Origin of the sequence: Sphingomonas sp. GC_Shp_6 (assembly GCF_026540835.1) — a bacterium.
In the GTDB taxonomy this organism is placed as follows: Bacteria; Pseudomonadota; Alphaproteobacteria; order Sphingomonadales; family Sphingomonadaceae; genus Sphingomonas.
Genome location: NZ_JALNUO010000016.1, coordinates 31938 through 44810, shown reverse-complemented (window position 1 = coordinate 44810; position 12873 = coordinate 31938). Strand labels below are relative to the sequence as shown.

General features: G+C 67.8%; 11 protein-coding genes. 5 read left to right on the top strand and 6 right to left on the bottom strand.

Going from position 1 to position 12873, the window contains the following annotated elements; all coding sequences use genetic code 11:
* Positions 1 to 27 precede the first annotated feature (27 nt).
* Both OXQ95_RS15425 and OXQ95_RS15420 read left to right on the top strand, forming a co-directional pair.
* Positions 28 to 705, top strand: coding sequence for a response regulator transcription factor (locus OXQ95_RS15425; RefSeq protein ID WP_267382366.1), 678 nt, complete (start codon positions 28 to 30; stop codon positions 703 to 705).
* Positions 692 to 2059: a HAMP domain-containing sensor histidine kinase gene (locus tag OXQ95_RS15420; protein ID WP_242095753.1), complete on the top strand. Its 1368-nt coding sequence runs from the start codon at positions 692 to 694 to the stop codon at positions 2057 to 2059. The genes OXQ95_RS15425 and OXQ95_RS15420 overlap by 14 nt, the downstream gene beginning before the upstream one ends.
* 373 nt (positions 2060 to 2432) lie before the next feature.
* Here the strand turns inward: OXQ95_RS15420 and OXQ95_RS15415 are convergent, their stop codons facing one another.
* Both OXQ95_RS15415 and OXQ95_RS15410 read right to left on the bottom strand, forming a co-directional pair.
* Positions 2433 to 3368, bottom strand: coding sequence for a hypothetical protein (locus OXQ95_RS15415; protein ID WP_267382364.1), 936 nt, complete (start codon positions 3366 to 3368; stop codon positions 2433 to 2435).
* 22 nt (positions 3369 to 3390) lie between these two features.
* Positions 3391 to 4398 (bottom strand): NAD(P)-dependent alcohol dehydrogenase, encoded by a 1008-nt coding sequence (locus OXQ95_RS15410; protein WP_267382362.1) that lies wholly within the window; start codon positions 4396 to 4398, stop codon positions 3391 to 3393.
* Between the two features lie 168 nt (positions 4399 to 4566).
* Between OXQ95_RS15410 and OXQ95_RS15405 the strand changes: the two genes are divergently transcribed.
* A complete protein-coding gene (locus OXQ95_RS15405; protein ID WP_267382360.1) occupies positions 4567 to 5136 on the top strand; it encodes a DUF1993 domain-containing protein in 570 nt (189 codons plus the stop codon).
* Between the two features lie 46 nt (positions 5137 to 5182).
* Here OXQ95_RS15405 and OXQ95_RS15400 read toward each other — a convergent pair whose 3' ends face one another.
* The 4 genes from OXQ95_RS15400 to OXQ95_RS15385 all read right to left on the bottom strand — a co-directional run bounded on the left by OXQ95_RS15400 (position 5183) and on the right by OXQ95_RS15385 (position 10618).
* Complete coding sequence (locus tag OXQ95_RS15400) at positions 5183 to 6481, bottom strand: outer membrane protein transport protein (RefSeq protein ID WP_242095757.1); 1299 nt, start codon at positions 6479 to 6481, stop codon at positions 5183 to 5185.
* 47 nt (positions 6482 to 6528) lie between these two features.
* A complete protein-coding gene (locus OXQ95_RS15395) occupies positions 6529 to 6939 on the bottom strand; it encodes a DUF2147 domain-containing protein (protein WP_267382390.1) in 411 nt (136 codons plus the stop codon).
* A 215-nt stretch (positions 6940 to 7154) separates the two neighbouring features.
* Complete coding sequence (locus OXQ95_RS15390) at positions 7155 to 9482, bottom strand: 3-hydroxyacyl-CoA dehydrogenase/enoyl-CoA hydratase family protein (protein WP_267382357.1); 2328 nt, start codon at positions 9480 to 9482, stop codon at positions 7155 to 7157.
* On the bottom strand, positions 9482 to 10618 hold the full coding sequence (locus OXQ95_RS15385) for a thiolase family protein (protein WP_242095759.1): 1137 nt from the start codon (positions 10616 to 10618) through the stop codon (positions 9482 to 9484). The genes OXQ95_RS15390 and OXQ95_RS15385 overlap by 1 nt, the downstream gene beginning before the upstream one ends.
* Before the next feature lie 129 nt (positions 10619 to 10747).
* On the opposite strand from OXQ95_RS15385, the gene OXQ95_RS15380 reads away from it, so the two are divergent.
* Positions 10748 to 12439, top strand: coding sequence for a long-chain fatty acid--CoA ligase (locus tag OXQ95_RS15380; protein WP_267382355.1), 1692 nt, complete (start codon positions 10748 to 10750; stop codon positions 12437 to 12439).
* A 17-nt stretch (positions 12440 to 12456) separates the two neighbouring features.
* A complete protein-coding gene (locus OXQ95_RS15375) occupies positions 12457 to 12870 on the top strand; it encodes a MerR family DNA-binding transcriptional regulator (RefSeq protein WP_242095761.1) in 414 nt (137 codons plus the stop codon).
* Positions 12871 to 12873 lie beyond the last annotated feature (3 nt).

Here is a 12873-nt window from a genome sequence, read left to right as displayed (position 1 = left end):
TTCTCGCCGGTTGCGGGCGAACCACTGATGGCGCACATCCTGTTGATCGAGGACGACCCCGGAACCGCTGAGGAGATCATGCTCGAGCTTGCGCGAGAAGGCCATCGCACATCTCACCATATGTCTCTCGGCGGAGGCGCCGCGGTCATGCAGGACCAGACGGTCGACCTGATGATCGTCGACCGCCAGTTGCCCGATGGCGAGGGGCTCGACCTGATTTCCAGGCTGCGTGGCGAGGGTCGGCGGACGCCGGCGCTGGTGCTGAGCGCACTCGGCACGCTCGACGATCGCGTCCGCGGCCTGCGTGCGGGTGGAGACGACTATCTTCCGAAGCCTTTCGCGCTCGTCGAACTCGTGGCGCGCGTGCAGGCGCTGCTTCGCCGCCCGGACGATGCCCGTGTCACCCGACTGATCGTCGGACCGCTCATCCTCGACTTGCTCGAGGGCACCGCCACCCGCACCGAGCGACCGCTCGATCTGCTTCCACGCGAGCTGAAACTGCTCGATTACATGGTGCGCCGGCCGGGGCAGGTCGTCACGCGCTCAATGCTGCTGCGCGACGTCTGGGGTTACACCTTCGAGCCCAACAGCAATGTCGTGGACGTCCATATGGGTCGACTGCGACGCAAGGTCGACGCGGAGGATGAACCGCCGCTCCTGCGAAACGTGCGCGGCCAGGGCTATGTCTTCGATGTTCCGGTCTGATCCGATCGCGCGCTCGACATGGCGTTGGGGCGGTGCAATCGCTGCGCTTCTCATCGTCCAGTCGGTTCTTCTCGCCGGACTTTTCTGGTGGCTGGCACTCGACTCCCATGTCCGCGACGCCGAGGCAGATTTTCGCGCCGACTGCCGCTCGCTGGCCGGCATGCCGGCCGCGCACCGCATCGAAGAAGTGGAGGAGGCGCTGGGTCGCGACATCCACCGTCAGCGCTTTCTCGCGCTGTTCGATCGCGAAGGCCACCTCGTGGACGGCAACGTCGCGAAGCTGCCGGACGGGGCGCCGATCCACGGCTCGGCGGTGATGACGGTGGTCCCGACCCGGCTGCCGGGCAAACGGATCGACGTCGCACGGCTCGTCCTATGCCCCATGGGCGATGGCGAGCGTCTTTTGACCGGCGTCGATCTGGACGACGCCGAGCACGCCAACCAGATCGTCGAGCGCGCCCTCGCCATCGCGCTCATACCCGGGCTGCTCCTCGCGATGGCGTTCGGCCTGCTCGCCGGCACGCGCGCGGCGCGGCAGGTCGATGCGGTGCGGCAGCTCGCAAGCAAGATCATCGTCGGAGATCTCGACCAGCGCCTGCCGGTCGGCCGGCGCCCCGATAGCTTCGGCCTCCTGTGCGAGCAGATCAATCTCATGCTCGACCGACTGCAGCTGCTGATCGCGGAGGTCCGCGGCATCGGCGACGACATCGCCCACCAGCTGCGGACGCCGCTGACCAGACTGCGCGCGCGGCTCGAACGTGGCCTGCGAGACGCCGATGAGCTCGCCTCGTTTCGGGAGGTGGCCGACAATGCGCTGGCCGAGGTCGACGCGCTGCTCTCCGTGGTGGCGGCGCTGCTGCGCATCCGGGAGTTGGGCGACGACGCCCGCCGTAGTCGCTTCGGCGCCGTCGACCTCGCGCGTCTGGTCGAGGACGCCTGCGACCTGCACCGGCCGAGCGCCGAGGACCGCGGTATCGACCTGAGGTGTGAAATCGAGGGCGCCCCCATGGTCGAAGGAGACGCGGATCTGCTGATCGAGGCGGTCTCCAACCTGCTCGACAACGCGTTGAAATTCGGTCCGCCCGCGGGAGAGGTCAAGCTGCTGCTGCGATGCATCGGACCCGCGCCCATCATCACGGTTGCCGATCAGGGCGAAGGCGTACCTCTGGCCGAACGTCCGCTCGTCACCCAGCGCTACTACCGCGCACGCCACGATCGCGCAGGCGCGGGCCTCGGCCTCAGCCTCGTCAAGGCGATCGCCGATCTGCACGGGTTCGGGCTCGCTTTCGCCGATCACGGCAGCGCCGTCTCGATCATTTGTTCGTCCGAGCCGTTCCAAACGAAATCTGAATGACCGCGCCTGGAAAAACCTGCGCCCCGAACAGCCGAGCCGCCGAGGGCGGTGCTTTGATGGACGCTCCCGCGATCTGGCGTCCTTCGTCTCGGCCACCAGGCAGGCGATAGCCATGCCGAGACCTTCAGCGCGTGGCAACAGCGCTGACGTTCCGCCCATTCCTCTCTGTCGAAACTCTCGCTTAACATCGTCTGGCCGGCCCTTGGGAAGGTCGCCGATGCAAGCGGAGGAAAGCGGCTCGTTTGGGAAGAACAGAACGGGACCTGTTAATCGGCGGTTCCTTGATTCGAGCCCAAGTGCGGCCACCATTCTTTCACTAAAGCCTGCCGCGTACGTGGTGCGGACGTACTCCAGGCCCGTGCCGCGCGCTTGCCTAACGCGGCTTCACCCCGACCTCCCGCTCGTCCGTGTCGTAGAGGACAGACCATCGAAAATAGGGCGCGAAGCCGAGCGACAGGCGCGTGTCCCCGTCCCGTCGAGCATAGAAAAGGCCGCTTGCCTGGTCGCGGCGGCCGATCGTCACCGTGATGCTCCGTGTCGCGGCACCCGATCCCACGCTGATCGTGGCCGGCGTGCCGTTCGCCCATGGGCGGAACGGCGCGTCGCGCAGCACGCGCAGGCCGGCCGCTCCGCTGTCGAAAAAGGCGCGTCCGCAAATCCTTTGCGGGCCCACCAGGCAGCCGGGCGTCGTGCCGTCACGGTCCACCGCGATCCGCGCATACCCTGCGATCTCGGCGTCGGTCGGGTTCAGCACGATGCGCCCCTGCTCGGTCGCCGAACGCGGCAGCTCGACGATCCAGCGCCGGATGCCGAGTTGCGCGAAGGGATTGTCGATCTCCTCGTGTTTCAGCCGGATGCCCAGGATCGCGGCGAAGCCCTGGCCGGCAATACCGTCGCTCTGGATGCCATAGGTGGACAGGATCGCGCGAGCTGCCGGACAGTCGGGGTGATCGGGCGTGCAACCGATGGCGGCGATCCGCATCAGCTTAACGGGGCCAGCGATCGGCCCGGCGGCGACGGGCACGACGACCGCCTCCCCCTCGATCGCGGTTCCCACATCGTAGCGATAGATGACCTTCGGGCCTGCCGGCGTATCGGTCCTGCCACCCAGTCCCCGCGGGAGCACGCGCAGACCCGTCGACCCGGTGTCGATGCCGACCTCCACCGATCGACCGTCGATCGTCAGCGTGGTCGCGAACCGCCGATCGCCGTTCGGAAGCGCGACCAGCCGAACCGGCAGCTCGGCGCGCTGGGCCGATGCCGGCGGAGACGCCACCATGATCGCCGCGAACACGATCCGCTTGATCACAGGCCCCTCCTCTACCCGCCGCTCACCATTCAATGCCGATCTTGCCGAAATGCGCCGCGCTCATTTCGTAGCGGAACGCATCGGCGAGGCGTTCTAGCGGGAAGCGGTGGTCGACCACGGGCCGGATCGTAGCACCGTCGAGCGCGCGCACGAAATCCTGCTGCTCGCGCCGGCTGCCGACGATGAGGCCCTGCAGACGGGCCTGTTTCCCCATCAGGGCGGCGGTCGGCACCTCGCCGCTCGCGCCCGTCAGCACACCGATCAGCGAGATGTGACCACCCACGCGCACCGCCGCAATCGACTGCGCGAGCGTGCCCGGGCCGCCGACCTCGACGACATGGTCGACGCCGCGGCCGCCCGTCCAGTCGTACACCGCGGCGCCCCAGTCCGGTTGCGTGCGGTAGTTGAGCACATGATCGGCGCCCAGAACGCGGGCGCGTTCCAGCTTTTCGTCCGATGAGGAGGTGATCGCCACGGTCGCGCCCATCAGCTTGGCGATCTGCAGCGCCCATATCGACACACCGCCGGTTCCCAGCAGCAGCACCGTGTCGCCCGCCTTCAGCCGGCCATCGACGATCAGCGCGCGCCACGCCGTCAGGCCCGCCGTCGTGATCGTCGCCGCCTCCACGGCATCATAGCCCTTGGGTGCATGCGTGAACGCGGTCGCCGGCCGCACGACGAATTCCTGCGCGAAGCCGTCGATGCCGTCGCCGGGCGTGCGGGCGAAATCCCCGACGGTCGGCTTGCCGTCCTGCCAATCGGGGAAGAAGCACGACACCACCAGGTCGCCGCACGCGAACTCCGTCACCCCCGCGCCTACCGCCTCGACGATCCCCGCGCCGTCGGCCATCGGGATGCGCCCCTCGGCGGCGCCCATCTTCCCGGTCGCCACGCCGAGATCGTGGAAATTGAGCGAACTGCCATGCAACGCCACCCTGATCTCGCCCGCGCCGGGGCTTCCCGGATCGGCGCGGTCCTCCGCCAGCAGCCGATCCAGACCGATCGGTGTGCGCAACGCCATTGTCTTCATGCCAGGCTCCTTCGATACGTTCGCCAACGCGCGAGAGACCTGATCGTCGCAGCCGCGCGGATAGCCGAACGATGATCGCGGGAAGAAACGGGCTTCGACGATGGGGCGGACATATCGCCTCGACGGGCGTCGCGCCCTATACCGTCGCGCACCCGAGGAGAAACCATCGTGAACCTGTCCGACGTTCTGGTCCCCACCTATGCGCAGATGTTGGGGGCGCTGTCCGCCTGGCTCGGCAAGGCCGAAGCGCAACGGCCCGGCGGCGAAGCCGAAGCGCTGCTCGTCGCGCGTCTGGCGCCCGACATGTTTCCGCTTTCCACCCAGATCCGCTTCGCGTGCGTGCAGGCGCTCGAGGGCGTGTTCCGGCTGCGCGGCGAACCTCTGCCCGACACGGCGGCGGTGCTGCGCGACGAGGGACGGAATGCGGCCGAGCGGCCGGGAACGATCGCCGAGGCGCAATCACGGATCGCGGAGACGCTCGCGGAGGTGAAGGTGGCGTCGATCGATCACGGCCGATGGATCGATCCCGCGGCGGCGGTCGAGCTCGCCTTGCCACAAGGCCTGATCTTCGACCTGACGGCCGAGCAATACTCACGCGATTGGGCGCTGCCGCAATTCTATTTCCACGTCATGGCCGCCTATGCGATCCTGCGTGCGCAAGGCGTGGAACTGGGCAAGGCGGACTATGCCGCGCATATGTTCGCCCATCTGCGGCCGGGATCGGCCCCAGCGCAATAAACCTGTCGCGGCCACGCTCGCCGGGCGAGACGTGGCCGCGCGGGCATCAGAACGTCATGCGGCCGCCGAGCGACAGGACGACGGCATGCGCGTTCTGCAGTTCGCCATTGGTGAGGATCGGCGTCTGGGCGGCGGTTCCGGGATAGGCCGCCGTCACGCGGTCGATCGACGCATTCGAAAAATCGACATAATTGGCGGCCGCATCGACGGTGAAGCGGCGCGTCAACTGATAGGAAGCACCGGTGCCGTAGTTCCAACGGTTGGCATCGGGCACGCGGGCGTCGCGCAGGCCGTCCTGCGTCGGCGTGATCGCGCGCTGCACGCCCGCACGCCAGGTCAGGCGCGGCGTCACGGCATAATCGAACCCGCCGGCCATGCTCCAGCTGTTGCGATAATTTTCCGGGATCGCCTGGTTGATCGGCGCACCGAGCGCGATCGTGTCGAACTTGTCCCAGGTGTAATGGATATATTGGGCGTTGAGCGTCAGCCGGTTGGTGGCGCGCAGCCGGCCGCCGAGGATCACCTGCGCGGGCGTGCTGAAGCGCGCTTCAATACCGGACAGGCTGGCGTTCGACGCGGCGAGCGGGCCGACCAGACCGGAAATGGTCAGATCGCCCTTCAGCGTGTGGCGGATGGAGGATTTGTAGCTGAAGCCGATCGTAACGACGTCGTTGTGCATCTGCGCGCCGGCCGTCCAGCCCACGTCCCAGCCCGCGCCTTCCAATTGCTGCTCGCCATCGGGTAGCGAGGCGAGCACGTTGGGCAGCGCATTGCTGAGGCTGGCATAGCTATGCTCGACATTCACGCCGCCGCCGATCCGCAGCCAGTCGGTGGGCGCGATGCCGATCGAAGGCTGGATGTCGAAGGTGAGCAGCTTGGTGCGATCGGCGGTGTAGCGCGCCCAGCTTGACGCCTTGTAGTCCGTGGTGAAGCTGAACGGCGACGTGATCGCGAGCCCGATCGCGACCCGGTCGCCGAGCGGGAAAGCGATCGCGCCCGAAGGCAGCACGCCGTTGCTGATCGGGTTGCGCGAAATCGTGTCGCCGCCGATGGGCGCGAAGCTTTGGCCTGGACGGCGGATCAGCGTGCCGCGGTCGACCACGTCGCCGTGCGGCAGGATCGCCGCGGCGCTGAGCGCCACTTCGGCATCGGTCTGCCCGGCGATAGCGGCGGGGTTCCACCACAGCGACGAGGCGCCGGTGTCGGCCACTTCGCCCGAAAAGGCGCGGCCGGCGGCGCGGGCGGACTGTTCCTGGAGGTAGAAGGCCTGCGCATGTGCCGCGCCCGACATGGCGAAGGCGGAGGCGGCAGTGGCGCCGAGCAGAACGAGCTTGGTGGGGGACATGGGGCGATCCTGTTTGCGGGATAGGTGAAAGGGGAAACGGCGACGAATCAGCGCACGCGCGTCCAGGTCTGGGTCTTGCAGAAGGGCACGAAGACGCAGCCGCGCACCTTCAACTGGTCGGCGCCGAGCGGCGTCACCTTGGCGCCGTAGGTCTTGCCGTCATCGGCGTTGTAGATCGATCCGCCGCTCCAGGCGTCGCCGTCGCGCGTGAAGCCGCTGAGGAATTGCAGGCCCTTGATCGGGCGGTTGCGCAGCGCGGCGTTCGCATTCTTGGCATCGCGCAGGTCAGGCTGGGCCCGCAGCAGATCGGAGGTGACGATGCGGCCACAGAGCGACGGGCCGCAATGCGTGATCTCGACGATCGCGTTGTGAGTCTCGGTCTTCCAATGGCCAATCGCGGTATCGGCACCGGCGGGTGGCGCGGCGGCCAGCATCAGGCCGATCATGACGGATCCGATCATCATCCTCTCCTTCTTCCCCCACCCAAACCGGGCGGGATGGTGAAGCGCCGTATCTGTACGGTCGCGATCTGCGTCAGCCATTAGACCAAAGCGTGCGTTGGCTGACCTATGCGGCAAGCAAGTAATCCGCGAACCGCTCGCGTCAAGCGCCTTGTGTCTTGGGATCACCGGGCATCCGCGCGGATGCCCGGTGATGCCGGCGTCGATGGGTGTCAGTTGCGCAGCGGCTTGCCCGTCGTGAGCATCTGCTTGATCCGGGCCTGGGTGCGCTCGTCATGGATGCTCGCCATGAACTGCGCGCGTTCCAGATCGAGCAACGCCTCCTCGCTCACCGTATCGACCAGATCGGCGTCGCCGCCGGTCAGCACCTGTGCGAGTCGTTCGCCGACCACGCCGTCATAGGCGGTCGCGATGCCCCGCGCCTGGAAGCCGCGGACCACGTCGGCGATCCCGACGCGACCGCTTTCGCCGGGCAGACGATAGCCGGGCCTGGCGGGTGGCGCATAGCCTTCCACCAGCGACAGCGCCTTGGCCTTGGCGTCCGCCAGCAGCCGGTCGCGGTTCATGGTGACGCCGTCGCCGCCGCGCAGGATCATCATCTCGCGCGCTTCGGCGGCGGATTTGGCGACCTTGGCGGTCGACACCATCTCGAACACCTTGGCGACCGCGGGCATCGGCCCCTTGGGCATCATCGGCGAACGCGCGAACCGGTCGAGCATCTCGCCATTGCCGCCCCATCCGGGGATCAGCCCCACGCCGCACTCGACAAGGCCCGCATAGGTTTCGGCATGCGCCTGGATCGCATCGGCATGGAGCAGCACCTCACATCCGCCGCCCAGCGCCAGTCCAGCGGGCGCCGCCACCACCGGAAAGGGCGCGTATTTCAGCGCCTTCATCGCCTGCTGGCCACCGGCGACCGATTGCTCGATCATGTCCCACAGGCCGCCCGCCACCGCGAACATCGCGACGCCGAGATTGGCGCCGGCCGAGAAGTTCGTCCCCTCGTTGTAGATCACCAGGGCGCGGAACCGCGCCGCGACGAGTGGGATCGCTTCGCCGATCAGCGCCATGATCTCGCCGTCGAGCGCGTTCATCTTGGTGGTGAATTCGAGTGCCGCGACGCCGTCCCCCACGTCCCACAGCGCCGCCGAGCCGTTCTTCAGCAGCGGCTGTTCGCGCAGCTTCACGTCCTCCAGCAGCAACACGCCGTCCGCGCGGCGCAGATCGGCATAGTCGCCGCCGGTCGTCAGATATTGGCGGCGACCATCCTGCACGCGGTAGAACGGGCGCGTGCCCGCGGTATCGAGAATCGACGGCACCGCCCTGCCCTCGGCGCGCAACCGCGTGGCGAGCATGCCGCCGCCCAGCCGGTCGATCAGCTCGAACGGCCCATATTTCCAGTTGTAGCCGAGCTTCATCGCGTCATCGATCGCAACGATATCGTCCGCCGCCTCACCGACGAGCATCGCGGCATAGGCGAGCGTCTTGCCGAGCACCTCCCAGGCGAACTGCCCGACCTTGCCGGGTGCGTCGATCAGGGCCGCCAGGTTCTTTTCCGCCGCGGGCGGCAAGGCCGCCGGCTCCGCCTGCGCGCGGTAATCGCCCGATGCGAGGTCGAGCGCCTGCTTCACGCGGCGGCCGTCCGCCTGTTTGTCGAGCCGGTAGAAACCGCCCTTGCCCTTGCGACCCGTGAAGCCGTCCGCGATCATCCGGTCGACGAGCGGCATCGGCCGCACCGTCTCGAAATAGGGATCGCCCGCGGGCAGCGTGGACGACAGGCTCTTCGACAGCAGCGGCATCAGATCGACGCCGACGAGATCGACCAGCCCGAAGATTCCGGTCTTGGGCACGCCCATCGGCCGGCCGCCGATCTGGTCCGCCTCCTCGACGCTCAGCCCTTGGTCCATCGCCGCATTGATCGCGACCGCCAGCCAATAAGTGCCGATGCGGTTGGCGATGAAACCCGGCGTATCCTTGGCAGGAACGATGCGCTTGCCCATCGCGCGATCGACGAACGCCTCCACCCTGCCCGCCACCACCGGATCGGTGTCCGCGCCGCGGACGATCTCGATCAGGCGCATATAGCGCGGCGGATTGAAGAAATGGGTGATGAGGAAGTCGCGCCGGAACTGATCCGAGCGCCCCTCGACCAGATGGCCGAGCGGGATGGTCGAGGTGTTGGACGAGACCGCCGTGCCCGGACGCTTCAGCGTCTCCAGCCGCGCATAGAGCGCCTGTTTGATGTCGAGCCGCTCGACGATCGCCTCCACGATCCAGTCGCATTCGGCGACGCGGTCCAGATGATCGTCGATATTGCCCGTCTCCACGAGCTTCGCCGCGGCCTTGGACATGAACGGTGCGGGCTCGGTCTTGAGCATTCGGGCGACCGAGCCCTTGGCGACCGCGTCGCGATCCGGACCGTCCTTCGCCGGGATATCGAGCAGCAGCACGGGCACGCCGGCATTGGCCACCTGGGCCGCGATCCCTGCGCCCATGACGCCGGCGCCGATCACGCAGACCTTCTTGATGACATCGGCCATCACACGCGCTCCAGCACGGTGGCGATGCCCTGCCCGCCGCCAATGCACTGGGTGGCGAGCGCATAGCGGCCGCCCTCACGCTCCAGCAGGGCGGCGGCCTTTCCGACGATCCGCGCACCGGTGGCGCCGAGCGGATGGCCGATCGCGATCGCACCGCCATCCAGGTTGATCGTGCCGTCCTTAAGGCCGAGATCGCGGATGCAGGCGATCGCCTGGCTGGCAAAGGCCTCGTTGATCTCGACGATGTCCAGATCGCCGGTCGCGATGCCGGCGCGCGCCAGCGCCTTTTGCGAGGCGCTGATCGGCCCCAGCCCCATCGTCTCGGGCGCGATGCCCGACACGCCGACCGCGACGATCCGCGCGAGGATCTTCAGGCCGTGGCGCTTCGCGAAATCCTCCGAGGTGACGAGCACCGCCGATGCGCCGTCGGTCAGCGGCGACGACGTGCCGGCGGTCACCGTGCCCTCCTGGTCGAAGGCGGGCTTGAGCCCCGCCAGCCCCTCCGCGCTGGTGTCGGGGCGGATCGTGCCGTCCTCGCTCACCACGCCGGCCTTGGTCGTGATCGGCACGATCTCGTCCGCCAGGCGTCCGTCGCTGCGCGCCGCCGCGGCCTTGTGCTGGCTCGTCACCGCGAACGCCTCCTGCTCGGCGCGCGTGATCTGATAGTTGCGCGCGACGTTCTCGGCCGTCTCGCCCATGCCCATATAGGCCCCGGCGTTCTTCTTCGCGAGCGCCGGGTTGGGCAACGGATTATAGCCGCCCATCGGCACGCGGCTCATCGATTCGAGGCCGGCGCAGATGAACGCCTCGCCCGCACCGATCCGGATCTGGCCCATCGCGATGTGGATCGCGCTCATCGACGATCCGCAGAAGCGGTTCACCGTCATGCCGCCGACCGACAGCGGCAGATCGGCGAGCAGGCCGATCATCCGCGCCACGTTCAGCCCCTGCTCGCCTTCCGGGAAGGCGCAGCCGAGCACGATATCCTCGATCTCGGCGGGATCGACGCCGGTGCGCTCGATCAGGCCGCGGATCACCTGCGCGGCGAGGTCGTCGGGCCGCACGCGGGCGAGATCGCCCTTGCCGGCGAGGTGGAAGGGCGAGCGGGCATAGCCTGCGATCACGACGTCGGTCATAAGATCCTCTCGATTGGCACGCCGGCCTCTGGGCCTTGCGATGTGCCGTAAAGGTGCACTAGTTCCCGTATAGGGAAAGCGCCGGGCCTCATCAAGATGGCCGGACGCGACATGACCGGGAGAGCGAGCATGAATGACGGGATCGGCGAGCCGGCAACGGGCCATGGGCAGGACGGATCGGCGACGGGCATTCCACTCGCCTTCGTGCCGCGGCTGCTGACCGACCTGCTCGACCATACGGTCGCGCGCTTTCCCGAACGCGCCGCGATCGACTTTCTCGGCCGGATCACCCGCTATCGCGAGCTGGGTGAAGCGGTGGATCGCGCCACCGCAGGGCTTCAGGCGCTGGGCGTGACGAGGGGCACGCGCGTGGCGCTGTGCTTGCCCAACCTGCCTTATTATCCGATCCTGTTCTTCGCGACGTTGCGCGCAGGCGGCACGGTGGTGAACGTCAATCCGCTCTATGTCGAACGCGAGCTGCGCCATTTGCTGGTCGATTCGGGTGCGTCGGTGATCGCCACCTGCGACATTCCCGAACTCCATGCGCGTGTCACCAAGGTGGCGGCGGAGGTAGGCGTCGCCCATGTCGTGACCTGCCCGATCGCGGACGCGCTGCCGCCGCTCAAATCGATCGCCTATCGCCTGTTCAAACGGCGCGAGATCGCGCGGGTTCGCCGCGACGCACGGCACGCGCTGTTCGCCGATCTGCTGGCAGGGGACGCCAAGGCGGCGCCGGTCGTGGTGTCGCCCGAGGCGGTGGCCGTCCTCCAATATACCGGCGGCACCACGGGGCTGCCCAAGGCGGCGATGCTGAGCCACGCCAATCTCGTCGCCAATGCCGACGCCATGGTCGCCTTTGTCGGCGGCGAGCGGGCGGAGCCGGACCGGGTGCTGGGAGTGTTGCCGCTGTTCCACGTCTTCGCGCTCACCACGGTGCTCACCTTCGCGATCCGTGCCGGCGCCGAGATGCTGCTGTTGCCGCGCTATGATCTGAAAGCCACGCTCGCGCTGATCGCCCGGCGCCAGCCGACCTATTTTCCCGCCGTACCAACGATCTATGCCGCGATCGCCGAGGCCGCCGAGACGCAGCCGATCGACTTGTCGGCGATCCGCGCCTGCATCTCGGGCGGCGCGGCGCTGCCCGCCGAGGTACGAAGCGCGTTCGAGGCGCGCACCGGCGCGCGGCTGGTGGAGGGCTATGGCCTGTCAGAAGCCTCGCCGATCATCACCTGCAATCCGATCGACGGCGCGAACCGGCCGGGATCGGCGGGCCTCCCCTTCCCCGGCACCACGATCGAGATCCGCGACCGCACCTATCCCCAGATGCTGCTGCCGCGCGGGGAAAATGGCGAGATCTGCGCGCGCGGGCCGCAAGTCATGAGCGGCTATTGGCACCAGCCCGCCGAAACCGAAGGCGCCTTCGTCGACGGCGCGCTGCGCACCGGCGACGTGGGCCATCTCGATGCCGACGGCTATCTGTTCATCGTGGACCGGATCAAGGATCTGATCCTGTGCGGCGGCTACAACGTCTATCCGCGCGTGATCGAGGAGGCGCTCTACGAGCACCCCGCGGTCGCCGAAGCCGTCGTGATCGGCGTTCCCGACCCCTATCGCGGCCAATCGCCCAAGGCGTTCGTGACGCTCCATGCCGCTGGCACGGTGACGGGTGAAGCGCTGCGCGATTTTTTGCGTGACAAGGTCAGCAAGATCGAGCTTCCCCGCAGCGTCGAAATCCGCGACAGTCTCCCCAAGACGTTGATCGGCAAGCTTTCCAAGAAGGAGCTGGTCGAAGAAGAGACCGCAAGAGCGGCAGGCGGCTGACACGAGGGGAGAATGGATTGGACCAGGCCGAGACCGAATTGCGCGGCATCCAGGAAACGGCGGATGCGTTGGGCATCACGACGCGGACGCTGCGCTTCTACGAGGATCGCGGGCTGATCGCGCCGCACCGGATCGGCACCGCGCGTGTCTATACCCGGCGCGAGATGGCGCGGATGCAATTGATCCTGCGCGGCAAGCGGCTGGGATTTTCGCTGCGCGACATCCGCGAGTTCCTCGATCTGTACGAGGCCGATCCGCAGCATGTCGAACAGATGCGCGCGCTGGCGGAGCGCTGCCGCCTGCGCATCGGCGAGCTGGAGAAGCAACAGAGCGCACTGCTCCAGACGTTGGGCGAATTGGGCGAGATCGAGCAGCAGGCGCTGGAGCGGATCGTCGCCCACGTCCAGCCGGCGAAGCGCGCCGCCGGCTGAGCG